The following is a 26,149-nucleotide window of genomic DNA, read 5'->3' on the forward strand; positions in this document are numbered from 1 at the left end:
GTGACACCCCGGCACCCATCAGGTCCATCGAAAGTTTCCGCTGTTTATTTGTAGGGGAACCGAACGGTTGTGGGGCGGCGCTCCCCCGCCCACGCCACGTACCCGTCCGGCCGCACCAGGAGCCACATGCGTCGTGCGCTCGCCCAGTGCGCCACCACCGCACGCCCCGCCTCCCGCCCGCACTCCTCGCCCTGCGGTGCGATGAGGACGAACTCGCCCGCGCGCAGGACTTCGTGGAGCCGCCCTTCCTTGAGCGCGACGTCGGGGGCCCGCCGCCCGACGAGGCGGTGGGCGCCCCTCGGGGCCGGGTAGGCGAAGCCGATGCCGGTGACCGTGCCGAGCACCTTCGTCCGCACCGGGCGCACATGGGTGGCGACGGCGGCGAGCACCGCCCGGGCGCCCCGCGTCCACGGATGTTTGGCCATCGCGAGGCGGACGAGCGCGCCGCTGGTGCGCAGGACCGTCTTGCCGACCGGGTGCCGCTCGGCGTGGTACGTGTCCAACAGCCTGTCCGACGAGCCGTCCAACGCCCCCTTCGACGCACGGCCGTTGACGGCGGCCGCCAGCTTCCAGCTCAGGTTGGCCGCGTCCTGGAGCCCCGTGTTCATGCCCTGCCCGCCGGCCGGTGAGTGGATGTGAGCGGCGTCCCCGGCGAGGAAGACCCGGCCCACGCGGTACGCGGGCGCCTGCCGCTCGTCGCTGTGGAAGCGGGACATCCAGCGGGGGTCGTGCATCCCGAAGTCCCGGCCGAGCGCAGCCCGGACGATCTCCTTGACCTCGTCGAGGCCGAGCGGCTCGCTGTCGGCGACGTCGCGGGCGCGGTTCCAGCCGATGACGCGGTGGTAGCCGTCGGCGAAGGGCGCGACGAAGGCGAAGGCGTCACCGACGGCGTTGACGGTGAGCAGCGTCGGCGGCGGCTCGGCGAGCCTGACGTCGGCGAGGACGAGCGAGCGGATGACGGACCTGCCGGGGAAGGGCAGCCCCACCGCCTCGCGCACCGCGCTGCGCAGACCGTCGGCGCCGACCGCGTAGGCCGCGCGCAGTGTGCCCGGCCCACCCTCGGCGCCCCGGACCTCGATGCTCACCCCGTGGGCGTCCTGGGTGAGGCCGACGACCTCCGTCTCGTACGCGAACCGCACCCCGGCCTCCGCCGCCCGCCGCTCCAGGACCCGCTCGACCTCGTACTGCGGCAGGACCAGGACGTGCGGGAAGCGGGAGGGCAGCCGCGCGAGGTCGAGCGAGAAGCGGTCGAAGAGGCGCAGCCTGCCGAGCGGCTCCCCCTTGGCCTCCAGTTCGTCGGCGAGGCCGCGGGCGTCGAGCTGCTCCAGCGTGCGGGCGTGCACGACCATCGCGCGGGAGAGGTTGCTGATGCCGGGCGCCCGCTTCTCCACGAGAGTGACGGGGACGCCCGCCGCGGCGAGGTCCCCGGCGAGCAGCAGCCCGGTGGGCCCCGCCCCCACGACCACGACGCCGCCGCCGTCCGTGCCCGCCGCGCTCTCGGCGGTGCCCTTGTCCCCGGTCGTACCGTTCATGGCCGCCTCCTGATGCCAACACCTGTTGGTCAACGCTTGTTGGCCACGGTAGAACTGCCACTATGGACTGTCAACAGATGTTGGCCTACGTTTGTTGGCATGACCGAGAGAGCCCGCGCCACCGCCGAGCCGCCCACCGATCCCGAGCCCCCGGCCCCACCCGCCCCAGCCTCCGCCACATCCCCCACGGCCCCCGCGTCCGCCGCCCCGCCCCGCCGCTCCGACGCCACCCGCGCCGGCATCCTCGCGGCGGCCCGCGAACGGTTCGCCGCCGACGGGTACGAGCGCGCCACGATCCGCGCCATCGCCCGGGACGCACGGATCGACCCGTCGATGGTGATGCGCTACTACGGCAACAAGGAGGGCCTCTTCGCGGCCGCCACCTCGGTCGACCTGCGGATGCCGGACTTCACGCGGGTGCCGCGCGAGGACGTGGGGCGGCACCTCGTGACCCACGTACTGGACGTGTGGGAGGACGCGGACGAACTCACCGCGCTGCTCCGCGTGGGCATCACGAACCAGGCGGGCGCCGCGCGCATGCGGGAGATCTTCGCCGAGCAGCTGCTGCCGGTGGCGCGCGAGGTCTGCCCGGATCCGGCCGAGGCGCCGACGCGGGCCGCGCTCTGTGCCGCGCAGGTGCTCGGCCTGGCGCTGACGCGCTACGTCCTGCGGTTCCCGCCGTCGGCCGCGCTGACGCGGGAGGAGATCACCCAGTGGCTGGCGCCGACGCTCCAGCGCTATCTGACGGCCGACCGGCCCTGAGGGCGCCCGAACGCACGCCGAGGGCCCGGTTCACCGACGTGCGCGACTTGCGCGTACGCCGGCGGACCGGGCCCTCGGACGAGGCTACGAAGACCAGGCTACGAAGACGAGGTCTGCGAAAGAGGTGGCGTCAGCCCTGCTTCTGCTGCTTGCGGGACTTGTCGCCGACCATCACGAGGCCCGCGATCACCAGGAACAGCACGATGGGCGCGGCGACATAGAGGCCGAGCGTGTCGATGACACTCAGGCCGGGGCCCGGGTCGTCGCCGTCGTCGCGCGTGAGCGCGAGCGCGGGGGACGACATGAGCAGCATCATCAGCGTCGTGCCGGAGGCCAGGGCGCCGGCGCGCAGAGCGTTCTTCTTGTCCACGGTGCAAACGTAGCGAACTCCTAAACGGGGCGCGCGCCCGGGGGTGCCGTACGCGCCGTGTCGCCGCTCTCCGCGCCCTCCCGGAAGACGGCCATGAACGCGTGCAGGCGCGGCGAGGCGGCGAGGTCCTCCAGGGTGACGGGGCGTCCGGTGGCGTCGGCGACCGGCAGCCGCCAGTTGGGGTACTGGTCCCAGGTGCCGGGGAGGTTCTGCGGGCGGCGGTCGCCGACCGCGTCCGGCAGCCAGACGCCGATCATGCGGGCCGGCGTGGCGAGCAGGAAGCGGTGCAGGGCGCGGATCTCGTCCTCCTCGCAGCCCGTCCCGCCGGGCAGCATCCCGAGCCGGCAGAGCAGGCCGAGCCACTCGCGCACGTCGAGGGCGGCCTCGGCCCGCTCCTCGGCCAGGGGGCGGGTCAACAGGCCCAGTTCGTGGCGGAGTTGCACGTGCTCGCCGGTGAGGCGGGCGGCGGTCGGCGGCAGGTCGTGCGTGGTGGCGGTGGCCACGCAGTCGGCGCGCCACGCCTCGGCGGGCAGCGGGCGGCCGGTGCCCGCCCAGTCCCGTTCGAACCAGAGCACCGAGGTGCCGAGCACGCCGTGCTCGCGCAGCGTCTCGCGCACGCCCGGCTCGACGGTGCCGAGGTCCTCGCCGATGACGAGGGCGTCCGCGCGGTCCGCCTCCAGGGCGAGCACGGCGAGCATCGCCTCGGCGTCGTAGTGGACGTACGTCCCCTCGGTGGGCTCGCGGCCCTCGGGGACCCACCAGAGGCGGAACAGACCCATGACGTGGTCGATGCGCAGGGCCCCCGCGTGCCGCAGCAGTCCGCGTACGAGGGCGCGGTACGGGGCGTAACCGGACTCCGCGAGGCGGTCCGGGCGCCAGGGCGGCAGGCCCCAGTCCTGGCCGCGCGCGTTGAACGCGTCCGGCGGGGCCCCGACCGTCATGCGCGGCGCGAAGTGGTCCTGCTGGGCCCAGGCGTCGGCGCCGCCCGGGTGCACGCCGACCGCGAGGTCGTGCACCAGGCCGATGTCCATGCCCGCGTCGCGGGCGGTGCGCTGGGCGGCGGACAGCTGGGCGTCGGTGAGCCAGGCGAGGCGGCAGTGGAAGTCGACGCGGTCCATCAGCTCGCGCCGGGCCCGGGCGGTCGCGGGCGAGGACGGGTCGCGCAGGGCCGCCGGCCAGGAGTGCCAGTCGGGGCCGTGGACCTCGGCGAGGGCGTACCAGGTGGCGTGGGCCTCGAGGGGGGCGCCCTGTCCGGCGAGGAAGGCGTGGTAGTCGGCGCGGCGGCCGGGGCCGAGGGGCACCTCGTGGAGCAGTTCGAGGGCTTCGCGCTTGAGGGCCCAGACCGCGTCCCGGTCGATCAACCGGCCCTCGCGCAGGACCCCTTCGCGCAGCGCACCGGCACGGCGGCGCAGGGCGTCGGCGCGGTCGCGGGCGTCCCCCGTCAGCCGGGCGAACTCCGGGACGGCCTCGACCCGCAGGTGCACCGGGTCGGGGAAGCGGCGGGAGGAGGGGCGGTACGGGGACGGGTCGCCGCCCGGGCCTTCGGACGGGCTCGGCACGGCGGCGTGCAACGGGTTCACCTGCACGAACCCGGCGTTCAGGGCGTGGCCGGACCAGGCGGCGAGCTCGGCCAGGTCGCCGAGGTCGCCCATGCCCCAGGAGTCGCGGGACAGCAGGGAGTACAGCTGCACCAGCAGCCCGTGCGTACGGCGCGGCGGGGTCTTGATCCGGCGGGGGGCGGCGATGAGGTGGGCCTCGGCGCGGCGCCCATCGGGGCTCCGTACGAGAAGCAGGTGCACGCCGGGCGGCAGCCCTGCCGGGCCTTCGGGCGCGGGGGCGGCGGCGTCCGCCGGAGGCACCGTCCACTCGATCACCTCGCCCCGCTCGGCCTCCACCCGCACCCGTGTCCCCCGCGGCAGCCCCGCGAGGGGTGCGGCCTCGGACAGGGGTTCGTCCGTCCAGGCGACCACCGTCGGCGGGAGCAGGCGTTCGGCCAGGTGCGCCTCGCGCGCGGCGAGGGCGGCGCGGATCGCCTCGGGGCCGCTCGCGTCCACGCCGAGCGCGGCGAGGGCCGCGACGACCGCGGCGTCGCTGACGGGGACGGTGCGCCCGGGGGACGGGGAGTAGGAGGTGGCCACCCCGTACGAGGCGGCCAGCCGGGAAAGGGCCATCAGACCCCCATGGGGTCCAGGCCCGAGGCCGTACCGGTGGCGGTGGGCTCGCTGGTGAGGGGGGCGGCGTCGGCGAGGGGCGGCTCGCTGGTGAGCGGCGCGGCGTCGGCGAGCGGGGGCTCGCTGGTGAGCGGCGGCTCCAGGCAGGTGCAGGAGGAGGAGCCGTCGAGGCCCGAGTCGGGGCCGGAGACCTGGCGCGTGTCCGGGTTGGCGGCCTGGCGCGCGCCGAGGCCGGAGAGCCGGCGCGAGTGGGGACCGGAGACGAGATGCGTGCCGGGGGCGGAGATGAGATGCGTGTCGGGGGCGGGGACCTGTTTGGAGAGGGCGGAGAGCAGAAGATTCGCGGAAGCGGCCACGTGGGGGCTCCTAATCAGGGGGCAGGTCACGGCAGCCCTACCCACTGCGCGGGGCCGCAGACGTATAGCGTGCATCAACGTGACCCTGGTCACAATTGCTTCTCCCGTGCGGGAGTTGCTTCGCGGGAGGTCTCGCGAGGGCCCGGAGCCCCGTGGTCCGCGCATGTTCCGCGAAGAATCCCCCACCTCTTCCTCACTTCCGTTGACACCCCCGGCACCTCAGTGGTGGGCTCACTGCACACGTGACGTCAGGGCCCCCAGTGGAACGAGGCGAGAACGAGGAGTGGGCGTGCAGGTGCGGCGCAGGAAGGGCGCGGTCGCCATCGCGGCAGCCGTCATCGCGAGTGCGCTCGGCGGTGCGCCCGGCGCCATGGCGGCCCCGGGCCCCGGCGGACCCAGCGCCCCGGCCACCTCCCCGGACGGTGGCAGCGACGGCATCGGCTCCGGTGACCGTGGGAGCGGCGTCGCGCTGCCGTCCGTCTGGCCGCGCCCCCAGTCGATGGACGCCGCCGGGAGCGCCGTCACCGTGAGGGACGATGTCGTCCTCGTGACGCCGACCTACGACGGCCGAGGCGGCCGGGGCGACCGGAGCGACCGGAGCGGCACGCTCGGCGAGGACTCCGGCGACGCCTTCGACCCGTACGCCCTCGAAGCGCTCCGCGAAGTGCTGCACGACGCCGGTGCCCGCCGTGTCACCGAGGTGCGCGAAGGCGAGCCGCTGCCCATGGGCGGCGCCCTCGTCGTGCGCGTCGGCGGTCCCGGCGCCGAGCGGGCCCTGCGCGGCCTCGGCGCCGGTGAGCGCGGCGACCTGCCGTCGGGCGGGTACCGCCTGGCCGTCGGCCGCGTCGACGGGCGCGACACCGTCGCGCTCGCGGGAGCCGGCGAGGACGGCCTCTTCCACGGGGTGCAGACCCTGCGGCAGCTCACCGGCGGGGCGGGCCCGGCGAAGGGCGCCCGCACCCTGCCCGGCGTGCGGATCCGCGACTGGCCCGGCACCGCCGTGCGCGGACTGACCGAGGGGTTCTACGGCACCCCCTGGACCCGCGAGCAGCGCCTGGCCCAGCTCGACTTCATGGGCCGCACCAAGCAGAACCGCTACCTCTACGCCCCCGGCGACGACCTCTACCGCCAGGCCCGCTGGCGCGAGCCCTACCCGGCGGACCAGCGCGCGGACTTCCGGGCCCTCGCCGCCCGCGCGAAGGCCAACCACGTCACGCTGGCCTGGGCCGTCTCCCCCGGCCAGGCGATGTGCATGTCGTCCGACCGGGACCTCAGGGACCTCACCCGCAAGATCGACGCGATGTGGGCGCTCGGGGTGCGGGCCTTCCAGCTCCAGTTCCAGGACGTCAGCTACAGCGAGTGGCACTGCGAGCAGGACGCCGAGACGTTCGGCAGGGGTCCGAAGGCCGCCGCGAAGGCGCAGGCCAGGGTGGCCAACGCCGTCGCCGCGCACCTGGCCGGGCGCCACCGGGGCGCCGAGCCGCTCTCCCTGATGCCGACCGAGTACTTCCAGGACGGCACGACCGCGTACCGCGCGGCCCTCGCGTCCGGCCTGGACCACCGGGTGCAGGTGGCCTGGACCGGCGTCGGCGTGGTCCCCAAGACCATCACGGGACGCGACCTGGCGGGCGCCCGCGAGGCGTTCGGCCCGCACCCGCTGGTCACGATGGACAACTACCCGGTCAACGACTTCGCGCAGGACCGTATCTTCCTCGGCCCCTACACCGGCCGCCAGCCCGCCGTCGCCACCGGCTCGGCCGCCCTCCTCGGCAACGCCATGGAGCAGCCCGCCGCCTCCCGCATCCCGCTCTTCACGGCCGCGGACTACGCCTGGAACCCCCGCGCGTACCGCCCGCACGAGTCGTGGCTCGCCGCGATCGACGACCTCGCGGGCGGTGACGTGAAGGCGCGGGGCGCGCTGCGGGCGCTGGCGGGCAACGACGCCTCCTCCGTGCTCGGCGCCGACGAGTCGGCGTACCTGCGGCCCCTGATGGACGACTTCTGGCGTGCGCGCACGACGACGGACCGCGCCCGCCTGGACGCCTCCGCCCGGCGGCTGCGCGCGGCGTTCGGTGTGATGCGCGAGGCGCCGCGGCGGCTCGCGGGCAGCGCGCTCGACGGCGAGGTGCGCCCGTGGATCGAGAAGCTGGCGCTGTACGGCGAGGCCGGTGAGGCGGCCGTGGACATGCTGCGCGCGCAGGCCCACGGTGACGGCGCGGCCGCCTGGCGTGCCTCGCGTGAGCTGACGAAGCTCCGCAAGGAGCTGCGGGCCAATGGCGTCACCGTCGGCGAGGGCGTCCTCGACCCGTTCCTGACGCGGGCCCGTATGGCGTACGCGTCCTGGGCGGGGCTCGACGGCGGGCGGGCATCGGACGGCGCGACGGCGCGGTTCGGCCGTGAGCGTCCGCTCGCGGCGGTGACGGCGCTGACCGACCCGGGCGCCAAGGGCAGCGTCGAGGTGCACATGCCCGGCAAGGGATGGCGGCGCGTCGGGGCCCTCGCCAGGAGCGGCTTCACCGAGCTCGACCTCACCCGTACGGATGATGGTGAGGGCGCGAAGAAGCACGGCGAGGGCGTGCGCGCCGACGCCGTCCGCGTCTCCCTCACCGACGGCACGGGTACGGTGCGCCATGTCGTCCCCTGGTACGCCGACGCCCCCGAGGCCCGGCTCTCGCTGGCCCGCACCGAGGCCGACGCGGAGATCGGCGGGGAGCCCCGCGAGGTCACGGCGAAGCTGCGCTCCCTGCGGCCCGGCAGTCTGCGCGGGCAGGTCGAGGCCAGGGCGCCGAAGGGCATCGAGGTGCGGGTGCCGGCGCGGACCACGCTGCCGCGCGGCACGGAGGTGGAGGTGCCGGTCGAGATCAGCGTCGCCGCGGGCACGCGGGCGGGGACGTACGAGATCCCGGTGTCCTTCGGGGACGAGACGCGCACGGTGTCGGTCCGCGCCTATCCGCGCACGGCGGGCCCGGACCTGGCGCGCGGCGCGAAGGCCTCGTCGTCGGGCGACGAGACCAGGGACTTCCCGGCGTCGGCCGCGAACGACGGCGATCCGTCGACCCGCTGGTCCTCGCCCGCCGAGGACGGCGCGTGGTGGCAGGTGGAGCTGGCGGAGCCGGTGCGGCTCGGCCAGGTCGTGCTGCGCTGGCAGGACGCGTACGCGGCGGAGTACCGCGTGCAGACGTCGGCGGACGGCAGGACGTGGCGCACGGCCGCGACCGTGCGGGACGGCAGGGGCGGGCGCGAGGCGATCCGCATGGACGCGCGTGGGACGCGCTACCTCCGCGTCCAGGGCGACAAGCGCGCCACCCGCTTCGGCTACTCGCTCTGGTCGGTCGAGGCGTACGCGGTCGCCGACGGGCAGCGGCCGCGCGGCTAGCGCACCGCGCGGCGAACGCCCCACCTACGACGAAGGCCCGGATCGTTTCCTAGGCGGAAATGCCATCGATCCGGGCCATCGCGTCGTCCGCGCCGAACGGCTGCAAGTACGGCAGCCAGCGCGGATCCCTGTGTCCGGTCCCGATGATGCGCCACGCGAGGCCCGAGGGCGGCGCGGGCTTGTGCCGCAGCCGCCAGCCGAGCTCCATGAGGTGCCTGTCGGCCTTGACGTGGTTACAGCGGCGGCAGGCGGCCACCACGTTCTCCCAGGCGTGCTGTCCGCCCCGGCTCTTGGGAACGACGTGGTCGACGCTGGTTGCGACGCCACCGCAGTACATGCACCGACCGCCGTCGCGGGCGAACAGCGCCCGCCTGGTCAGAGGAACGGGCCCCCGATAAGGGACCCGGACGAACCGCTTGAGGCGGACCACGCTGGGTGCGGGGACGGTGCGAGTCGCACTGTGCATGAAGGCGCCGGATTCCTCGAGGCAGAGAGCCTTGTTCTCCAGGACGAGGACGAGCGCGCGGCGGAGCGGTACGACGCCGAGGGGCTCGTACGACGCGTTGAGGACCAGGACGTGCGGCACGGATGCCTCCTATAACGCCGGCGGCGCGTGGCTCGCGCCGGGACGATCTGTGGACAGTCTCCCCTCATGCCTGGTCGAAGCGCCAGCATGTACCGGTAACGGGCTCGAAGTGTTTTCGACCACAGCGACATGCCACCGGCACGTCACCTGCTTCTTGCCCAGGTGAGCCCCGTCTCTCCCTCGAACATGACAACGATCCACACACAATGCCCCGTTAGTGTGGTGTGTCTGCCCGCTTCCCCCCTTGACTTCTCGTCCGCCGGGCAGGCCGCGATACCTGGAGGTACCTGCCGTGTTCTTGTCCGTCCTGTCGGCAGCCGGAACGGACCCGGACGACACGTCGACGCCGAAGCCGCCCACGTTCGAGGACGCCCAGGAGAGCGCCACGAACGCGGCGAGCTGGGTCGAGCAGAACTGGTCCACGTGGCTCGGCATCGGCCTGCGCATCGTGCTGATCGTCACGATCGCGGTCGTCCTGCGCATCCTGGTCCGGCGTGCCATCACCAAGCTCATAGACCGCATGAACCGCACCGCGAACGCCGTGGACGGCACGGCGCTCGGCGGCCTCCTGGTGAACGTGGAGCGCCGCCGCCAGCGCTCGCAGGCCATCGGGTCCGTACTCCGCTCGGTGGCGTCGTTCCTGATCCTCGGCACCGCGGCCCTGATGATCCTCGGCGCCTTCGAGATCAACCTCGCCCCGCTGCTGGCCTCGGCGGGTGTGGCGGGCGTGGCGATCGGTTTCGGCGCCCGCAACCTCGTCACGGACTTCCTCTCCGGTGTCTTCATGATCCTGGAGGACCAGTACGGGGTGGGCGACACGATCGACGCGGGCGTCGCCTCCGGCGAGGTGATCGAGGTGGGCCTGCGCGTGACGAAGCTGCGGGGTGACAACGGCGAGATCTGGTACGTCCGCAACGGCGAGGTCAAGCGCATCGGCAACCTCTCGCAGGGCTGGTCCACGGCGGGCGTCGACGTGACGGTCCGCCCGGACGAGGACCTCGACCAGGTGAAGGCGACGCTGGCGGAGGTCGGCGAGGCCATGGCCAAGGACGAGCCGTGGAACGAGCGCCTGTGGGGCCCGGTGGAGATCCTCGGCCTGGACAGCGTCCTCCTGGACTCCATGGTGATCCGCGTCTCGGCGAAGACGATGCCGGGCAAGTCCCTGGGCGTCGAGCGCGAGCTGCGCTGGCGCATCAAGCGGGCCTTCGACGAGGCGGGCATCCGCATCGTGGGCGGCCTGCCCCTCCAGCCGGAGGAGACCCCGTCCGGCGACCCCACGGCGGCCATGGCACCCCCGTCCGCGTACGCCTCGACGACCTCCCCGCAGTCCCTGGCGACGGCCCCGATAACCCCGCCGCCGAACCTGTCGAAGTAGACCCGCCCGTCCGGGTGAACCGCGCATGATCTTCCCCGGGCGCCCGCTCGGCGCCGCCATGCTCCCGCTGGGGCACCCGGAACGGGCGTAGCCTGGCATCAGCGACAGGGAGGACCAGCGATGAGCGCCGATCCCATCACGGAGCCGAGCATGCTGCCGCAGCAGGACCCCATCGATCTACTGATCGCGTTCGAAGAGGCATCCGAGGTGCCGATTCGTCCCGAGTACTTCGAGGGGATGGGCATCGTGCCACCACAGCCCGACGACGAACACAACCACGAGGCCGCCGAGCTGTACTTCCAGCTCCGCTCGGCCGGCATTCGTCTGGCCGGCTTCGGCAACGGCTACCGCGTCGGCCCCAGGGGGGGCCGTACCACGGCCCTCGTCATTCCCGACTTCTACGTGCGCCGCCGCAGGCCGTCGGAGCTCGACGAGTCGTACCGCAAGGCCCACAAGGGCTGGTACTCCATCGAACTGCTCGCCCTCGTGGGCGAGGTCACCTCCAGCAACCACGAGACCGACACCGGCCCGAAGTACCGCACCTACGCCGCCGCGGGCGTCCCCGTCTACGTACTGCTCCACCGCCAGGAGGGCAAGGCGTACGCCTACTCCGACCCGGTCCAGGAGGAGGATCCCGCCAAGGCCCACTACGCCACCAAGGTCGAGGTCGAGCTGGGCCACCCGCTGCCGCTCCCCGAGCCCTACCCGAAGCTCGACACGGCGTTCCTCGTGGAGGAGTAGCGCCCGCGAGCACGCCGTGCCGCACCCCGTGCAACACCCCGCCCCCGCAGGTAACGACTTGGTTGCCGCGGGGGCCTCTTCTATTGACGGCCTGTTCACGCCAGCCGTACGGTCCTCACCAATTGGAAAGTTTCCTAACAGTTAGTGGCCACGGAAGGGCAGGTGCCGTCATGGCAGCGGGAGGCAGCACGCCGGGAACCCCGGGTACGCCGCGCGTCCTGCGCGCCATGAACGACCGCGCCGTCCTGGACCTGCTGGTCGCCCACGGCCCCCTCACCCGCACCCGCATCGGTGAGCTGACGGGCCTGTCCAAGCCGACCACCTCGCAGCTCCTCGGGCGGCTCGAAGCCGCCGGGCTCGTGCACACCACCGGCAGCCTCAGCGGGCGGCCGGGGCCCAACGCCCTGCTGTACGAGATCGACCCCGGCGCCGGGCACGTCGCGGCGCTGTCCGCCGACCCGACCGGCATCACCGCCCTCGTCGCCGACATCACCGGCACCGTCCTCGGCACCGAGCGTGTGGAGGCCGACGCCATCGCCGACGACGTGCGCCACCGCACCGCCCAGCTCGTCGCGGAGGCCGTCGACGGAGCGCTGCGCCAGGCGGGCCTCGGCCACGACGACCTGCGGGCCGCCGTCATCGGCACCCCCGGCGCCATCGACCCGCACACCGGCCAGCTGCGCTACGCCCCGCACCTGCCGGGCTGGCACTCGCGGACGCTGCGCGACGACCTCGCCGCCGTCCTCGGCACCCCCGTCGACATCGAGAACGACGTGAACCTGGCCGCCGTCGCCGAGCAGTACGAAGGCGCCGCCCAAGACCACGACAACTACGTCCTGACGTGGCTCGACGAAGGCGTCGGCGCCGCCATCGTGCTCGGCGGCACCCTGCTGCGCGGCGCCACCGGCGGCGCGGGCGAGATCGGCTACATGCCGCTGCCGGACGCCCCCCTGGTGCGCAGAGGCTCGCAGGAGAACCGCGACGGCGGCGGTGACGGTGGCTTCGAAAGCCTCGTCTCCGCGTACGTCGTGCGGGAACTCGGGGGCCCGGGCGGGACGCTGGCGGACGTCATGGCCGACGACGGCACGCTCGGCGAAGTCGCGCGGCGCATCGCCACCGGCATCGCCGCCGTCGTCGCCGTCGTGGACCCCGAACTCGTCGTGCTCTCCGGTTCCGTGGCCCAGGCGGGCGGCGACAAACTGCGCGCCAGGGTCGAGGAGGAGCTGACCGGGCTCGCGCTGCCCCGCCCGGAGATCCGCATCAGCGAACTGAACGGCGACCCGATCCTCACCGGCGCCCTCCGCTCCGCCCTCACCCAGGCCCGGGACCAGGTCTTCGACACCGCCTGAGCCCCGCCCTCCCAGCCCGTAGCCCCGTAGCTCCCTCCTCCTCCCCGTAAAGGAAGCCCGCCATGCCGCGATGGCGCATGTCCACCTGCGCGTCCGCGGCGCTCGCCGCAGCCGGCCTGTTGCTCTCCGGCTGCGCCAACCCGAGCGTCGGCAGCGCGAACGACGACCCGACCAAGCCGGTCACCCTGAAGTTCTGGCACGGCTGGGCCACGCCCGGCGAGGTCAAGGCCGTCGACGACAGCATCGAGCGGTTCGAGAAGCTGCATCCCAACATCAGGGTGGAGTCGACCGGGAACGTCACCGACACCACCGTCAACCAGGCGCTGCGCGCGGGCGGCGACAAGGCCCCGGATGTGGTGTCATCCTTCACCACCAACAACGTCGGGCAGTACTGCGACTCCGGGATGTGGGTCGACCTCGACCCCTTCATGAAGAAGACCGGCGTCGACAAGCGCGAGGTCTTCCCCAAGACGCTGCTCGACTACACCAGCTACCAGGGCAATCAGTGCGCCCTCCCCCTCCTCGCCGACGCCTTCGGCATGTATTACAACAAGGACGCCTTCGAAGAGGCCGGCATCGAGCGGCCGCCGCGCACGATGTCCGAGTTCGAGCGGGTCGCCAAGAAGCTCACCGTGCGCCGCGGCGAGGACTCGTACGAGCGGGTCGGGTACATGCCCAACTTCCGGCTCTACCAGAACAGTCCGGACCGCCTCTTCGCGCAGTGGGGACCCAAGTACTTCGACGCGGACGGAAATTCGCGGCTCGCCGAGGAACCGGCGACGTACGACTTCCTGAAGACCGCCCGCCAGCTCGCCGACGCCCAGGGCGGCTTCGACGACCTGGAGAAGTTCCGGCTGACCTTCGGCGACGAGATGTCCAGCCAGAACGCCTTCCTCACGGGCAAGCTCGCCATGCACCTGGACGGCGAGTGGCGCGGTCTCATGCTCAAGGACGCCAAGGCCGACTTCGACTGGGGGGTCGCGCCGCTGCCCGTCCCCGACGACCAGGCGGACACCTACGGACGCGGCTTCATCACCGGCACGGTCGCCGGCATCGCGCACAGCAGCAAGCACCAGAACGCGGCGTGGGAGCTGGTGAGGTTCCTGACCACCGACACCGATCAGGTGGTGGACTTCGCCAACGCCATCCACAACGTGCCGTCCACGTACGCGGCGCTCAAGTCCCCGCGCCTGGACGCCGATCCGACGTTCCGCACCTTCTTCAAGATCCTGGAGAACAAGCACAGCGAGGCCCTGCCGCCCTCCACGAACGGCGGCTCCTACATCGTCTCGCTTGCGGACTTCGCGTACTCCGTCGAAGCCGGGCGCGCGGGAGACCTGCGCGCGGGCCTGAAGAAGCTCGACGACCAGATCGACGCCGACACGCTCCAGTCGAAGAGCTGAGGACCCCTGCGCCATGGCACGTTCCCTGACACTCTCCCGCCCCGCGCGCCGCAGACTGCGCACGCTCGGCTTCCTCTCCCCCTGGCTGGTCGGCTTCAGCGTCTTCTTCGCGTACCCGCTGATCGCGACCGTCTACTTCTCCTTCATGCACTACAACCAGATCAAGGAGCCCACCTTCGTGGGCCTCAGGAACTGGACGTACGTGTTCGACCAGATGCCGCTCTTCGGGCCCGCCCTGTGGAACACCCTGTGGCTGGTCGTGATCATGGTGGCGCTGCGGGTGGTCTTCGGGCTCTCGCTCGGACTGCTCATCACGAAGATCAAGACAGGCGCCGGGTTCTTCCGCACCGCCTTCTACATCCCGTACCTGGCCCCGCCGGTGGCCGCCACCGTCGCCTTCGTCTTCCTGCTCAACCCGGGCACGGGCCCGGTCAACGAGATCCTCGGCACGATGGGGATCTCCGGGCCCAACTGGTTCAACGACCCGGACACCGCCAAGCCCTCGCTGGTGCTGCTCTCCCTGTGGGGCATCGGCGACCTGATGGTGATCTTCATGGCCGCGCTGCTCGACGTACCCAAGGAGCAGTACGAGGCCGCGGAACTGGACGGCGCCGGGGCATGGGCCAAGTTCCGCTACGTCACCTGGCCCTCGATCACGCCGATCGTGATGTTCGCGGTGGTCACGGGTGTCGTGCAGACCATGCAGTACTACACGCAGGCCCTGGTCGCGGGGAAGGTGGCCTCCGGCGTCAACATCGGCCCCGGCTCGGTGATCCAGCCCGGCTATCCGGAGCACTCGACCCTCACGGTCCCCCAGCTCGTCTACTCGATGGGCTTCCAGAACTTCAACACCGGCGCCGCGTGCGTGCTCTCGCTCGTGCTCTTCGCCATCGCCATGGCCGTGACGATGCTCCTGATGCGCAAGCGCTCCGGACTGCTCTCGGCGGAGGACTGAGGACTCATGACGACTACCGCTCTCAGCGCGCCGGCCGCGCCCGAACGCACCGCCGCCCCGCTCCGGGGCCCCGCCGCAGCCCGCGCCCGCCGCAAGCGGATCCTGCACTGGATCGCCGTACACAGTGTGGCGATCGCGGTCGCGCTGCTGTTCGTCCTGCCGTTCGTCTTCGTCTTCCTGACGTCGGTGATGAGCGACTCCCAGGCGATGAGCGGCGAGCTGTGGCCGGACTCCTGGCACTGGTCCAACTACAAGACGGTGTTCGACACACCCGGCTTCCTGGACTGGTGGCGCAATTCGCTCCTGTACGCGGGGCTCGGCACCCTCCTCACGGTCTGCTCGGCGATCCCCGTGGCGTACGCGCTCGCCAAGTTCCGCTTCCGCGGCCGGCGCACCGCGATGATGCTCGTCATCTCCACGATGATGCTGCCGCCGCAGGTCATCGTGATCCCGATGTACCTGGTGTGGGCGCAGCAGCTGCACCTGTCGGGCACGCTGTGGCCGCTGATCATCCCGATGGCGTTCGGTGACGCGTACTCGATCTTCCTGCTGCGGCAGTTCCTCCTGACCATTCCCAAGGAGTACATAGAGTCGGCGAAGGTGGACGGCTGCGGGGAGTTCCGCACCATGGTCAAGATCGTGGTGCCGATGGCCAAGCCCGGCATCGCCGCCATCGCGCTCTTCCAGTTCTTCTACTGCTGGAACGACTACTTCGGGCCGCAGATCTACGCGGCCCAGAACCCCGGCGCGTGGACTCTTTCGTACGGCCTCGAGTCCTTCAAGAGCGCCCACAGCGTCAACTGGAACCTGACCATGGCGGCGACACTGCTCGTCATGGCGCCGGTCATCCTCGTCTTCTTCTTCGCACAGAAGGCCTTCGTCGAAGGCGTCACCCTCACCGGAGTAAAGGGCTGAGACACGTAATGAAGCTCGCAGTGGTCGGCGGAGGGTCGACCTACACACCCGAACTCATCGACGGCTTCGCCCGTTTGAGGGACACCTTGCCGATCGAGGAACTGGTCCTCGTCGACCCGGCCGCGGACCGGCTCGAACTCGTGGGCGGCCTCGCGCGGCGGATCTTCGCCAAGCAGGGCCATCCGGGGCGCATCGTCACCACGTCCGACGTGGACGCGGGCGTCGCCGACGCCGACGCGGTCCTCCTTCAGCTGCGCGTCGGCGGGCAGGCGGCCCGGCAGCAGGACGAGACGTGGCCGCTGGAGTGCGGCTGCGTCGGCCAGGAGACGACCGGGGCGGGCGGCCTCGCGAAGGCGCTGCGCACGGTACCGGTGGTCCTGGACATCGCCGAGCGCGTACGGCGCACCAACCCGGACGCCTGGATCATCGACTTCACCAACCCGGTCGGCATCGTGACGCGGGCGCTGCTCCAGGCCGGGCACAAGGCGGTCGGACTGTGCAACGTGGCGATCGGCTTCCAGCGGAAGTTCGCGAAGCTGCTCGACGTCGCGCCGGGGCAGGTGCATCTCGATCACGTGGGGCTCAACCACCTGACGTGGGAGACGGGCGTACGCATCGGGGGTCCGGGCGGCGACGACGTGCTGCCCAAGCTGCTGGCCGAGCACGGGGACGCGGTCGCCGAGGACCTGCACATGCCGCGCGAGATCGTCGACCGGCTCGGCGTCGTGCCCTCGTACTACCTGCGCTACTACTACCAGCACGACGCGGTGGTGGAGGAGCTGCGGACCAAGCCGTCACGGGCCGCCGAAGTGGCGGCGATGGAGCGGCAGTTGCTGGAGATGTACGGGGACCCGGCGCTCGACGAGAAGCCGGAGCTGCTGGCCAAGCGCGGCGGCGCCTTCTACTCCGAGGCGGCCGTGGACCTGGCGGCTTCGCTGCTCGGCAACGGCGGCAGCCCCTACCAGGTGGTGAACACCGTCAACAACGGCACGCTGCCGTTCCTCCCCGACGACGCGGTCATCGAGGTGCAGGCCACGGTGGACGGCACGGGCGCGAAGCCGCTCCCGGTGGAGAAGCTGGACCCGCTGCACTCGGGGCTGATCTCCCACGTCACCGGGTACGAGGACCTGGCGCTCCGGGCGGCCCTGCACGGCGGCCGGAACCGCGTCTTCAAGGCGCTGCTCGCCCACCCGCTGGTCGGCCAGTACGCGTACGCGGAGGCGCTCACCGACCACCTCATCGCCCACAACCGGGAGCACCTGGCGTGGGCGTAGGCACGAGCGTGCTCGCGATCGACGCGGGCAACAGCAAGACCGACGTCGCGGTGGTCGCGGCCGACGGCCAGGTCGTCGGCGCGGCCCGCGGCGGCGGGTTCCAGCCGCCGCGGGTCGGTGTCGAACCGGCGGTGGACGTGCTGGCGGAGGCGGTGACGCGGGCGCTCGCCCAGGCGGGCGCCGACACCGTCGGCCACGTGTCGGCGTGCCTGGCCAACGCCGACCTCCCGGTGGAGGAGCGGGAGTTGGCGCGGGCGCTGCGCCGGCGCGGCTGGGGCACGTCGGCGCAGGTCTACAACGACACCTTCGCGGTGCTGCGCGCCGGGCTCCTGGAGGACGCGGAGCCGCGGGGCGTCGCCGTGGTGTGCGGCGCGGGCATCAACTGCGTCGGCATGCTGCCCGACGGACGCACCGCCCGCTTCCCCGCGATCGGCCGCATCTCCGGCGACTGGGGCGGGGGCGGCGGCCTCGCCGAGGAGGCGCTGTGGCACGCGGCGCGCGCCGAGGACGGCCGCGGCGGCCCGACCGCACTGCGGGAGGCGCTGCCCGCGCACTTCGGCCTCCCGTCCATGTACGCGCTGATCGAGGCGCTGCATCTGGGTCACATCGCCGCTGCTCGGCGGCATGAGTTGACACCGGTGCTCTTCGCCACGGCGGCGGCGGGCGACGCGGTGGCGCGCTCGCTGGTGGACCGGATGGCCGATGAGGTCGTCGCCATGTCGACCGTGGCGCTCGACCGCCTGGCTCTGCTCGACGAGGAGGCCCCGGTACTGCTCGGCGGCAGCGTACTGGCCGCCCGCCACCCTCAACTGGACCACCGCGTCCGCCTGTTGCTCTCCGAACGGGCCCCCAAGGCCCAACCACGCGTGGTCACGGCCCGCCCGGTCCTGGGCGCGGCCCTACTCGGCCTCGACCAGGCAGGGGCACCCTCCGAGACGTACGCACGCGTACGAAGCCATTACGAAGGGGGCACGCGGGACTGACGCACAGACAGGTCAGTCCCGCCCCGGGCCTCGCCCGACACGGCGGCGCACACCGGCGCCGGCGGCGGTTCCCGCGCGCGCCGTGTGCGCGGGCGGGAACCGAACCTCTCCCCCATACGTGTTCAAAGGCAGGGATCCGCGCAAGATCGCGACAAGGCCTGTGCGGATGTCAGTCCCTGGGGCAATACTTGCGGCCGTGCACTTCTTCCCGCGCCGCGTGCGTCGGGCGGGAGGAACCGTCCGATGACCAAGGGGGAGGTCGAGGTCAAGGTGACATATCCGCCGAACGGCAGCGCGGCGCCGCCAGGGCACCCGCGCAGCCCGCGCCGACGATGCCCGCCGTGCCGCCGCAGGGCCGCCGCCCGAGCGCCGCCGCCGCGCCGCGCCGTACCGCCTGGGCCGAGGGCACCGACCGGCTGCGCGCCGCCGCGACCACGGAGCCGGGCAGGCTGCGCATCATCGGTGCCGTCCTCGCCCTGCTCGTCGTGGCGTTCGGCGCGGTCACCACCTGGCAGATGACGGAGCGTTCCACCGCCGCGGACGACGTGCTGCGCCGCAGCCAGCCGCTGAGCGCCGACGCCGCGGCCATCTACCGTTCCCTGGCTGACGCCAACACCGCTGCGTCCAGCGGCTTCCTGGCGGGGGGCCAGGAACCCGCCGCCGTCCGCGACCGGTACGAGCGCGACATCGAGCGGGCCTCGCAGAAGCTCGCCACCGCCGCGGCGGCCGCCGGCTCGGACTCCTCCTCGGCCACGGCCGTCGGCAAGCTGAACAAGCTGCTGCCCCAGTACACGGGCCTGATCGAGCGCGCCCGCGCGAACAACCGCCAGGGCCTGCCGCTCGGCGGCGCCTATCTGCGCTACGCCAACGACAAGATGCAGACGCAGATGCTCCCGGCCGCCGAGAAGCTCTACAAGGCGGAGAACGCCCGCCTGACCTCCGACTACGGCGACGCCAAGCCCTACCCGTGGTTCGCCATCTCCCTCGGCGTCCTCGCGCTCGCCGCCCTCGCCTGGGCGCAGCGCCGCAACTACCGCCGCACGAACCGGGTGTTCAACCACGGGCTGCTCGCCGCGACCGCCGCCACCACGGTCGTACTGCTCTGGCTGGTGGTCGGCCACACCTTCGCCCGCTCGGGGCTCAACGACTCGTACGACCACGGCGTGCGGTCCCTGAACGTCCTCAACGACGCCCGCATCAGCTCGCTGAAGGCGCGGGGCGACGAGAACCTCACGCTGGTCAGCCGTGGCGCGGAGACCACCGAGGTGGCGGGCGAGACCGAGGACAAGTTCGACGTCTCCTACCGCGCGCAGATGAAGCGGCTCGGCGGCGCCGAGAGCGGCCTGCTGGGCAGGGCGGCCGACCTCGCCGACGACCCGGACGGCGAGCGCCCGGTGGCCGAGGCCGCGAAGAACGTGGGCGTCTGGAAGGACCGCCACAAGGAGGCCCGCTCCAGCGACGACTCCGGTGACTACCAAGGAGCACTCGACAAGGTCATAGGCGGCAAGAACGGCCGGGGCGCCCAGCCGACCGGCGAGTGCTTCGACAACGTGGACGCGGCCCTGGACCGCGCCCTCAGGCACGAGCAGCAGGAGTTCAAGCGGGCCGCCACGGACGGCAGGGGCGCCATGACAGGACTGCCGGTCGGCGCCGCCGTGCTCGCGGTCCTCGGCGCGGCGGGCGCCGTACTCGGCATCGGCCGCAGGCTTTCGGAGTACCGGTGATGGGGCCAGAGGTGGAAGGGGGCGCGCAGACGATGCGTACACGACGTGGCACGGTCAGGCTGCGCGGCTGGGGCGGAGTCGGTGCGATGGGGGTCGCCTGCGCCCTGACGGGTGCGCTCGCGCTGGCCCTGCCACACAAGGACGGCGGCGCGGCGACGGCCGACGCCGGCACCGGCGTCACGGTGGCCGCGCCCGCGCGCGCGGACGCCGACGACTGCAACGACCGGAGCCTGCGCCCCGCGGGCAAGGACGGCCCGGCGATCGACGCCATAAAGAACCGCGAGGTCAAGAAGCTCATCGTCGGCGTCGACCAGAACAGCTACCGCTGGGGCTACCGCGACCCGAACAAGAAGGGCGGCGAGCTCGAAGGCTTCGACATCGACCTCGCGCGCGAGATCGCCGAGGAGATCTTCGGCGACCGCGACGCCGTGGTCTTCCGCGCCATCCCCACCAACCAGCGCATCCCGGCCATCAAGAGCGGGCAGGTCGACATGGTGGTGCGCACCATGACGGTCAACTGCGAGCGCCTGAAGGACGTCGACTTCTCCACGGGGTACTTCCAGACGGGTCAGCAGGTCCTCGCCCCCAAGAAGTCCGACATCACGGGGTACAACGAAACCCTCAAGGGCAAGAAGGTCTGTTCGGCGGCGGGCTCCATCGCCCTGGAGGAGCTAAAGAAGAAGGACTTCGGCGCCGACATCTCCACCAGGGTGCCCAACCAGCTCGACTGCCTGGTCCGGCTCCAGCTCGGTGAGGTGGACGCCGTGGTGACCGACAGCGCGCTCGCCGCGAGCCAGGCCGCGCAGGACCCGACGGTCGAGCTCAAGGGCGAGGAGCCGTTCACCACCGAGCACTACGGCGTGGCGATGAAGAAGGGCTCGGACGACCTGGTGCGCCGGGTCAACAAGGTGCTTGAGGAGTACCGCGAGGACGGGAAGAACGGCTGGCAGAAGTCCTACGACAAGTGGCTCAAGGGCGGCCTCGGCGAGGTGTCGGGCCCGCCGCGGGCCGAGTACCGCGACTGACGCGGAGACGGCCGCGACCCCCGGAGCGGACAACTGACCCGATGCGACTGAAGTGTTGCGGCAACGCAGAGCGGAGAGGTGATCGATGAGCGTCACGGGACCCCCTGGTCCGGTGATGGACCGGGACGAGGTGGACCGTGCGCTGGCGCGGCTCGACGCCGAGCACGAGGCGATCGAGACCTCGCTGCTCGCCCTCCAGGACCACGCGGGACGCCGGCTCCTGGAAGGTGCCGCGCTCACCGGCGTCACCCAGGAGCGCTGGGCGGCCACGGAGCACCGGATCACCCTGCTCTGGGCCTACTTCGACGCCTACGCCGGCGCCCTGCGCGCCGCGCACGACCTGCGGGCCCGCAGACGCTGGCTCAGCCGTGACGACCTGGTCGAGCTGACGGAACTGCTGCGCGGCGAGTCGGTGACCGTCGCGGGCGGCGCCGGGTCCGGCCACTCGCCGTCGGTCACCGGCCCCGCCAAGCTCACCGAGCGGTTCACCCTCGAAGAGCTGGTGGCCCGCATGAACGACCTGTACGCGCACTCCCTCGACATGGTCGTCGCCGCCGACGCCGTGTGGTCGGCGCTGCCCGCCCGCATCGATCTGCTCGCCGCCGAGCTGGCCCGCACCCGCCACCTCGCGCACTCCGTCGGCGTACGCCCCGGGGAGCATCCCGCGGGCGACGACCTGGAGCGCATCACGCGCGGCCTGACCGCCCTGCGCGAGCAGGTGATCAGCGACCCGCTCGCCTTCTGGCAGCGCGCGGAGGGCAGTTCGGCGCCCGGCGGCGGCCGCGCGCACACCGACCGGTACGACCGTGAGGCGCGCGCCCTGGAGGAGGTGCGCCGCGAGATCGAGGCGGTGCTCACCGTCCGCCAGGACGCGGAGGCCCGCCTCGGCAGGTTGCGCGACGTGCTCTCCCGCGCCGACCGCACCCTCGCCGAGGCCCGCAGCGCCCGCGGCGAGGTGCTCGCGAAGATCGCCGCCTCCGAGGTGCCCGCGGTCAGCGGCCCGCCGACCGCGCTCCAGGAGCAGCTGGCGAAAGCCTCCGACTACCGCAGGAACGCCCAGTGGCACCGCCTCTCCCCGCTCCTGGAGTCCCTGGAGGAGAAGGCCGAGGACGAACTGCTGCGCGCCCGCGAGTCCCTGACCGCCGTCACGGCGCCCCTCGCGGTCCGCGCGGAGCTGCGCGGCCGCCTGGACGCGTACAAGGCGAAGGTCGCCCGGCACGGCCACGCCGAGGACCCGCTTCTCGTCGAGCGGTACGACGCGGCGCGCCGGATGCTGTGGAGCGCGCCCTGTGATCTGCGCGTGGCCGAGCAGGCGGTGCTGCGCTATCAGCAGGCGGCCGCCGAGGTGCTCGCGCCGAGGGTCCCGCAGCAGGGCGGGCCCACCGACCGGAGGGGGGAAGCGTGAGCCAGCGGCAGTGTCAGCGGCCCGGATGCACGGGGTCGTACGAGGATGTCGGCGGCGGCGAGCTGTACTGCGACACGTGCGGTCTCGCCCCGGTGGTCGCGCCGAACGGATCGGTGAGTTCGCCGCCGACGGGTGTCACGGGCGGGGGCAAGGGCGCGCGGGGCTCCGGCAGTTCGAGCGCCCGCTCGGCATCACGCTCGTCCCGCGCTTCGTCGCGCTCGTCCCGCTCGTCCCGTTCGCAGTCCTCACGCCGGTCGGTCTCGGGGCGGCTCTCCCGCTCCCTGTCGGGCGCGTCGACGTCGCGTTCGGTGTCGGTGCGCAGCTCGGGGTCGACGCCGTCGTCCTCCGGGCGCGGGCGGCTCGGCGTCGGTCTGGTCACCGTGCCGGACGTGCCGCGGCCCGATCCGCGCGGCGCGGTGCAGCAGAACCCCGAGGTGCCCGAGCGCAAGCGGTTCTGCTCGCGCTCGGACTGCGGGGCGCCGGTGGGCCGCGCGCGCGGGGACCGTCCCGGCCGCACCGAGGGGTTCTGCACCAAGTGCGGCCACCCCTACTCCTTCGTACCGAAGCTGAACCCCGGCGACATCGTGCACGGCCAGTACGAGGTCGTGGGCTGCCTGGCGCACGGCGGCCTCGGCTGGGTCTACCTCGCCATCGACCGGGCCGTCTCCGACCGCTGGGTGGTCCTCAAGGGCCTGCTCGACACGGGCGACCAGGACGCGATGGCCGCCGCGATCTCCGAGCGCCGCTTCCTCGCCGAGATCGAGCACGCCAACATCGTGCGGATCTACAACTTCGTCGAGCACCTCGACCAGCGCACCGGCTCCATGGACGGCTACATCGTCATGGAGTACGTGGGCGGCAAGTCCCTGAAGGAGATCGCCAACGGCCGCCGCACGCCCGACGGCAGACGCGATCCGCTGCCGGTCGAGCAGGCGTGCGCGTACGGCATCGAGGCCCTCGAAGCGCTCGGGCACCTGCACAGCCGCCATCTGCTGTACTGCGACTTCAAGGTCGACAACGCCATCCAGACCGAGGGCCAGCTCAAGGTCATCGACATGGGTGCCGTCCGCAGGATGGACGACGACGAGTCCGCGATCTACGGCACGGTCGGCTATCAGGCCCCCGAAGTCGCCGAGACGGGGCCCTCGGTCGCCTCCGACCTCTACACGGTCGCGCGCACCCTCGCCGTGCTGACCTTCGACTTCCAGGGTTATACGAACGTGTTCGTGGACACCCTGCCCGACCCCGACAACATCGAGGTCTTCCGCCGCTACGAGTCGTTCTACCGCCTCCTGGTGCGCGCCACCGACCCCGACCCGGCCCGCCGCTTCGCCTCCGCGCAGGAGATGGCCGAGCAGCTCACGGGCGTGCTGCGGGAGGTCGTGGCGCTCCAGACCGGCAGGCCGCGCCCCGCGCTCTCCACGCTCTTCGGGCCCGAGCTGAAGGTCACCGACACGGAGCTGTTCGCGGAGCTGCCGGGCGAGGTGTCTCGGCTCGGGGTGCGGCCGCTCGTCCCGGCGGGTTCGAGGGCCCGCCGGGAACTGCCGCCCGCGCCCCCGGTGACGGCCATCGTGCGGCCCCTGGACTGCGCGGCGACCGCGCTCGCCCTGCCGGTGCCGCGCGTCGACCCGAACGACCCGAACGCGGGCTTCCTCGCCGGTCTGATGGCGTCCGCTCCCGCCGAGCTGATCACCGCGCTCGGGGCGGCGCCCGCCGACTCCGTCGAGCTCCGGCTGCGCGGCCTGCGCGCGCGGCTCGCGATGGGGGAGGTCGCCTCCGCCGCCGAGGCCCTCGCCGACCTGGAGCGGCGCCATCCGGACGACTGGCGCGTGGTCTGGTACCGGGGCGTCGCGGCCCTGGTCACCGGCGACTTCGAGAGCGCCGCGCTCTCCTTCGACGCGGTCTACGACGCGTTCCCCGGCGAGGCGGCGCCGAAGCTGGCGCTCGGCGTGTGCGCGGAGGTCCTCGGCCAGCTGGACAACGCCGCCGAGTACTACCGCCTGGTGTGGGCCACCGACCCGAGCTATGTGAGCGCGGCCTTCGGTCTGGCCAGGGTGCGGCTCGCCGCCGACGACAGGGCGGGCGCGGTGCGCACCCTGGAGTCGGTGCCGGAGTCCTCCATCCACTACACCGCGGCCCGGGTCGCGGCGGTGCGGGCGCGTCTTCGCCGTCGTATGGAGGGTCAGGCGGCGGCGCCGGGCGCGGCGTTCCTGGACGACCTGACGGCGGCCGCGGGGCAGATCGAGGCGCTCGCGGGCTTCGGTCTGGACGCGGTGCGCAGGGAGCGCCTGTCGACCGAGGTTCTGGGGACGGCGCTCGACTGGGTACTCTCCGGTAGGCACTCTGGTCACGTATCCGCGCCGCCGGCCACCACCGGAACGCGGACCGTGCTGCTCGGCAGTGCTCTGGACGAGCGCGGTCTCCGGTTCGGTCTGGAGCGTTCGTACCGGACACTGGCCCGGCTCGCACAGGGTGGCGAGGAGAGGATCGAACTGGTGGAGCGGGCCAACCGTTTCCGCCCCCGGACGTGGGTGTGAGTGATGTCGCAGATGCCCCAACTGTCTGCCTGCCCCAGCTGCGAGGAGCCGCTGGAGTCGGGTGACCTGTTCTGTGGTGCGTGCGGGTACGACCTGTCGGCGGTGCCGGCCCGCCCCGCCACCTCGCCGGGCGGTGTGGCGAGCGCGGCCGGGCAGCCCTCTGGGTGGCCCGTCGCCCCGGAGACGGACAGCTCCGACACCCCGGCACCCACCCATCTGCCCACCGACCTGCCGGGCACCGACTCGGCGGGGACGGAGCTGGCGCAGCCGGAGCCGGACGAATACCCGCTGCCCGCGCCGGAAGCCACCGCCGTTCCGGAAGCCGTGCCCGCCCCGGAAGCCGCCGCCGACCCCCGCACCGCCGCGCCCGACCCCACGCCGCCCGGGGGCACCAAGCTCTGCGTGGCGTGCCGTTCGGGCCGCGTCGACCCGGACGGGTACTGCGAGAACTGCGGACACGCCCAGCCGCGCGAGCGCGACCACATGGAACAGGAGCTCGACACGGTCGCGGCCGTCAGCGACCGGGGCCTGCGCCACCACCGCAACGAGGACGCGTTCGCGATCTCCGCGGCCGCGCTGCCCGACGGCTCTCCCGCCGTCGTCGCGATCGTCTGCGACGGCGTCTCCTCCGCGACCCGCCCCGACGAGGCCTCGCTCGCCGCCTCCCGCGCCGCCAACGAATCCCTCCAGGGCGCGCTGCCGCGCGGCACGCACCCGCAGCAGGCCATGCACGACGCCATCCTGTCGGCGGCCGACGCCGTCAACGCCCTGGCGGACGAGCCCACTTCCGCGCGCGAGCACAGCCCGCACCAGAACGCGCCCGCCTGCACCCTGGTCGGCGCGGTCGTCGCCGGGGGCCTGCTCGTGATCGGCTGGGTCGGCGACAGCCGCGCCTACTGGGTCCCCGACGACCGCAGCGGGCCCACCGTCCGCCTCACCGAGGATGACTCGTGGGCCGCCCAGATGGTCGCCGCGGGCCTGATGAACGAGGCCGAGGCCTACGCCGACGAGCGCGCGCACGCCATCACGGGCTGGCTCGGCGCGGACGCGTACGAACTGGAGCCGCACACCGCTTCCTTCAAGCCGGACCGTGCGGGTGTAGTGGTGGTGTGCACGGACGGACTGTGGAACTACGCGGAAGCCGTCGACGAGATGGCGCGGGCCGTGCCCGCCGACGCCGCGGTCCGGCCGCTGCACAGCGCCCAGGTCCTGGTCGGCCACGCGCTGGACGGCGGGGGCCACGACAACGTAACAGTGGCGGTCGTCCCGTTCCCGTACGCGCCCCAAGGGGCAGGATCGGCCTAGCGCCG

General features: G+C 72.8%; 20 protein-coding genes. 15 read left to right on the plus strand and 5 right to left on the minus strand.

Annotated features, from left to right (window positions below):
* Window positions 1-44: 44 nt before the first annotated feature.
* The gene (locus KKZ08_RS13515; protein ID WP_223774680.1) at window positions 45-1,532 is read right to left on the minus strand and encodes an FAD-dependent monooxygenase; all 1,488 of its coding nucleotides are present in this window, start codon (window positions 1,530-1,532) and stop codon (window positions 45-47) included.
* Between the two features lie 99 nt (window positions 1,533-1,631).
* Here KKZ08_RS13515 and KKZ08_RS13520 point away from each other — a divergent pair, with 99 nt between their 5' ends.
* Complete coding sequence (locus KKZ08_RS13520) at window positions 1,632-2,294, plus strand: TetR family transcriptional regulator (RefSeq protein ID WP_223774681.1); 663 nt, start codon at window positions 1,632-1,634, stop codon at window positions 2,292-2,294.
* 130 nt (window positions 2,295-2,424) lie between these two features.
* Here KKZ08_RS13520 and KKZ08_RS13525 read toward each other — a convergent pair whose 3' ends face one another.
* From KKZ08_RS13525 to KKZ08_RS13535, 3 genes are read right to left on the minus strand one after another with little or no spacing between them, the layout of a single operon-like run.
* Window positions 2,425-2,664, minus strand: a complete 240-nt coding sequence (locus KKZ08_RS13525; protein WP_030791007.1) for a hypothetical protein — start codon at window positions 2,662-2,664, stop codon at window positions 2,425-2,427.
* A 20-nt stretch (window positions 2,665-2,684) separates the two neighbouring features.
* Window positions 2,685-4,835: a 4-alpha-glucanotransferase gene (gene malQ, locus KKZ08_RS13530; RefSeq protein ID WP_223774682.1), complete on the minus strand. Its 2,151-nt coding sequence runs from the start codon at window positions 4,833-4,835 to the stop codon at window positions 2,685-2,687.
* Window positions 4,835-5,191, minus strand: a complete 357-nt coding sequence (locus tag KKZ08_RS13535; RefSeq protein WP_223774683.1) for a hypothetical protein — start codon at window positions 5,189-5,191, stop codon at window positions 4,835-4,837. Before KKZ08_RS13535 ends, malQ begins: the two co-directional genes overlap by 1 nt.
* Window positions 5,192-5,480: 289 nt before the next feature.
* Here KKZ08_RS13535 and KKZ08_RS13540 point away from each other — a divergent pair, with 289 nt between their 5' ends.
* Window positions 5,481-8,567: a beta-N-acetylglucosaminidase domain-containing protein gene (locus KKZ08_RS13540; RefSeq protein ID WP_223774684.1), complete on the plus strand. Its 3,087-nt coding sequence runs from the start codon at window positions 5,481-5,483 to the stop codon at window positions 8,565-8,567.
* 49 nt (window positions 8,568-8,616) lie between these two features.
* On the opposite strand, the gene KKZ08_RS13545 is transcribed toward KKZ08_RS13540, so the two are convergent.
* A complete protein-coding gene (locus KKZ08_RS13545) occupies window positions 8,617-9,153 on the minus strand; it encodes an HNH endonuclease (protein WP_205039954.1) in 537 nt (178 codons plus the stop codon).
* Between the two features lie 292 nt (window positions 9,154-9,445).
* Here KKZ08_RS13545 and KKZ08_RS13550 point away from each other — a divergent pair, with 292 nt between their 5' ends.
* From KKZ08_RS13550 to KKZ08_RS13610, 13 genes are all read left to right on the plus strand, one after another.
* Entirely contained in the window at window positions 9,446-10,528 is a 1,083-nt protein-coding gene (locus KKZ08_RS13550; RefSeq protein WP_223774685.1) for a mechanosensitive ion channel family protein, read from the plus strand.
* Between the two features lie 120 nt (window positions 10,529-10,648).
* Entirely contained in the window at window positions 10,649-11,269 is a 621-nt protein-coding gene (locus KKZ08_RS13555) for a Uma2 family endonuclease (protein WP_223774686.1), read from the plus strand.
* A 170-nt stretch (window positions 11,270-11,439) separates the two neighbouring features.
* Window positions 11,440-12,618, plus strand: coding sequence for an ROK family transcriptional regulator (locus KKZ08_RS13560; RefSeq protein ID WP_223774687.1), 1,179 nt, complete (start codon window positions 11,440-11,442; stop codon window positions 12,616-12,618).
* Window positions 12,619-12,680: 62 nt separating this feature from the next.
* Window positions 12,681-14,021 carry an ABC transporter substrate-binding protein gene (locus KKZ08_RS13565; protein WP_223774688.1) on the plus strand — a complete coding sequence of 447 codons (1,341 nt, stop codon included), beginning with the start codon at window positions 12,681-12,683 and terminating at the stop codon, window positions 14,019-14,021.
* A 13-nt stretch (window positions 14,022-14,034) separates the two neighbouring features.
* Entirely contained in the window at window positions 14,035-14,976 is a 942-nt protein-coding gene (locus tag KKZ08_RS13570; protein WP_223774689.1) for a sugar ABC transporter permease, read from the plus strand.
* Window positions 14,977-14,982: 6 nt separating this feature from the next.
* Window positions 14,983-15,891, plus strand: coding sequence for a carbohydrate ABC transporter permease (locus tag KKZ08_RS13575; protein ID WP_223774690.1), 909 nt, complete (start codon window positions 14,983-14,985; stop codon window positions 15,889-15,891).
* An 8-nt stretch (window positions 15,892-15,899) separates the two neighbouring features.
* On the plus strand, window positions 15,900-17,165 hold the full coding sequence (locus tag KKZ08_RS13580; RefSeq protein WP_223774691.1) for a 6-phospho-beta-glucosidase: 1,266 nt from the start codon (window positions 15,900-15,902) through the stop codon (window positions 17,163-17,165).
* Entirely contained in the window at window positions 17,156-18,148 is a 993-nt protein-coding gene (locus KKZ08_RS13585; protein WP_223774692.1) for a BadF/BadG/BcrA/BcrD ATPase family protein, read from the plus strand. The genes KKZ08_RS13580 and KKZ08_RS13585 overlap by 10 nt, the downstream gene beginning before the upstream one ends.
* Before the next feature lie 332 nt (window positions 18,149-18,480).
* Window positions 18,481-19,872: a hypothetical protein gene (locus tag KKZ08_RS13590; RefSeq protein WP_223774693.1), complete on the plus strand. Its 1,392-nt coding sequence runs from the start codon at window positions 18,481-18,483 to the stop codon at window positions 19,870-19,872.
* Between the two features lie 32 nt (window positions 19,873-19,904).
* Window positions 19,905-20,897, plus strand: a complete 993-nt coding sequence (locus tag KKZ08_RS13595) for a glutamate ABC transporter substrate-binding protein (RefSeq protein ID WP_223774694.1) — start codon at window positions 19,905-19,907, stop codon at window positions 20,895-20,897.
* A gap of 85 nt (window positions 20,898-20,982) precedes the next feature.
* A complete protein-coding gene (locus KKZ08_RS13600) occupies window positions 20,983-22,302 on the plus strand; it encodes a hypothetical protein (protein ID WP_223774695.1) in 1,320 nt (439 codons plus the stop codon).
* Complete coding sequence (locus KKZ08_RS13605; RefSeq protein WP_223774696.1) at window positions 22,299-24,839, plus strand: serine/threonine-protein kinase; 2,541 nt, start codon at window positions 22,299-22,301, stop codon at window positions 24,837-24,839. The genes KKZ08_RS13600 and KKZ08_RS13605 overlap by 4 nt, the downstream gene beginning before the upstream one ends.
* Before the next feature lie 3 nt (window positions 24,840-24,842).
* Window positions 24,843-26,144: a PP2C family serine/threonine-protein phosphatase gene (locus KKZ08_RS13610; protein ID WP_223774697.1), complete on the plus strand. Its 1,302-nt coding sequence runs from the start codon at window positions 24,843-24,845 to the stop codon at window positions 26,142-26,144.
* Window positions 26,145-26,149: the final 5 nt, after the last annotated feature.

Origin of the sequence: Streptomyces sp. 135, assembly GCF_020026305.1 — a bacterium.
Lineage (GTDB): Bacteria > Actinomycetota > Actinomycetes > Streptomycetales > Streptomycetaceae > Streptomyces.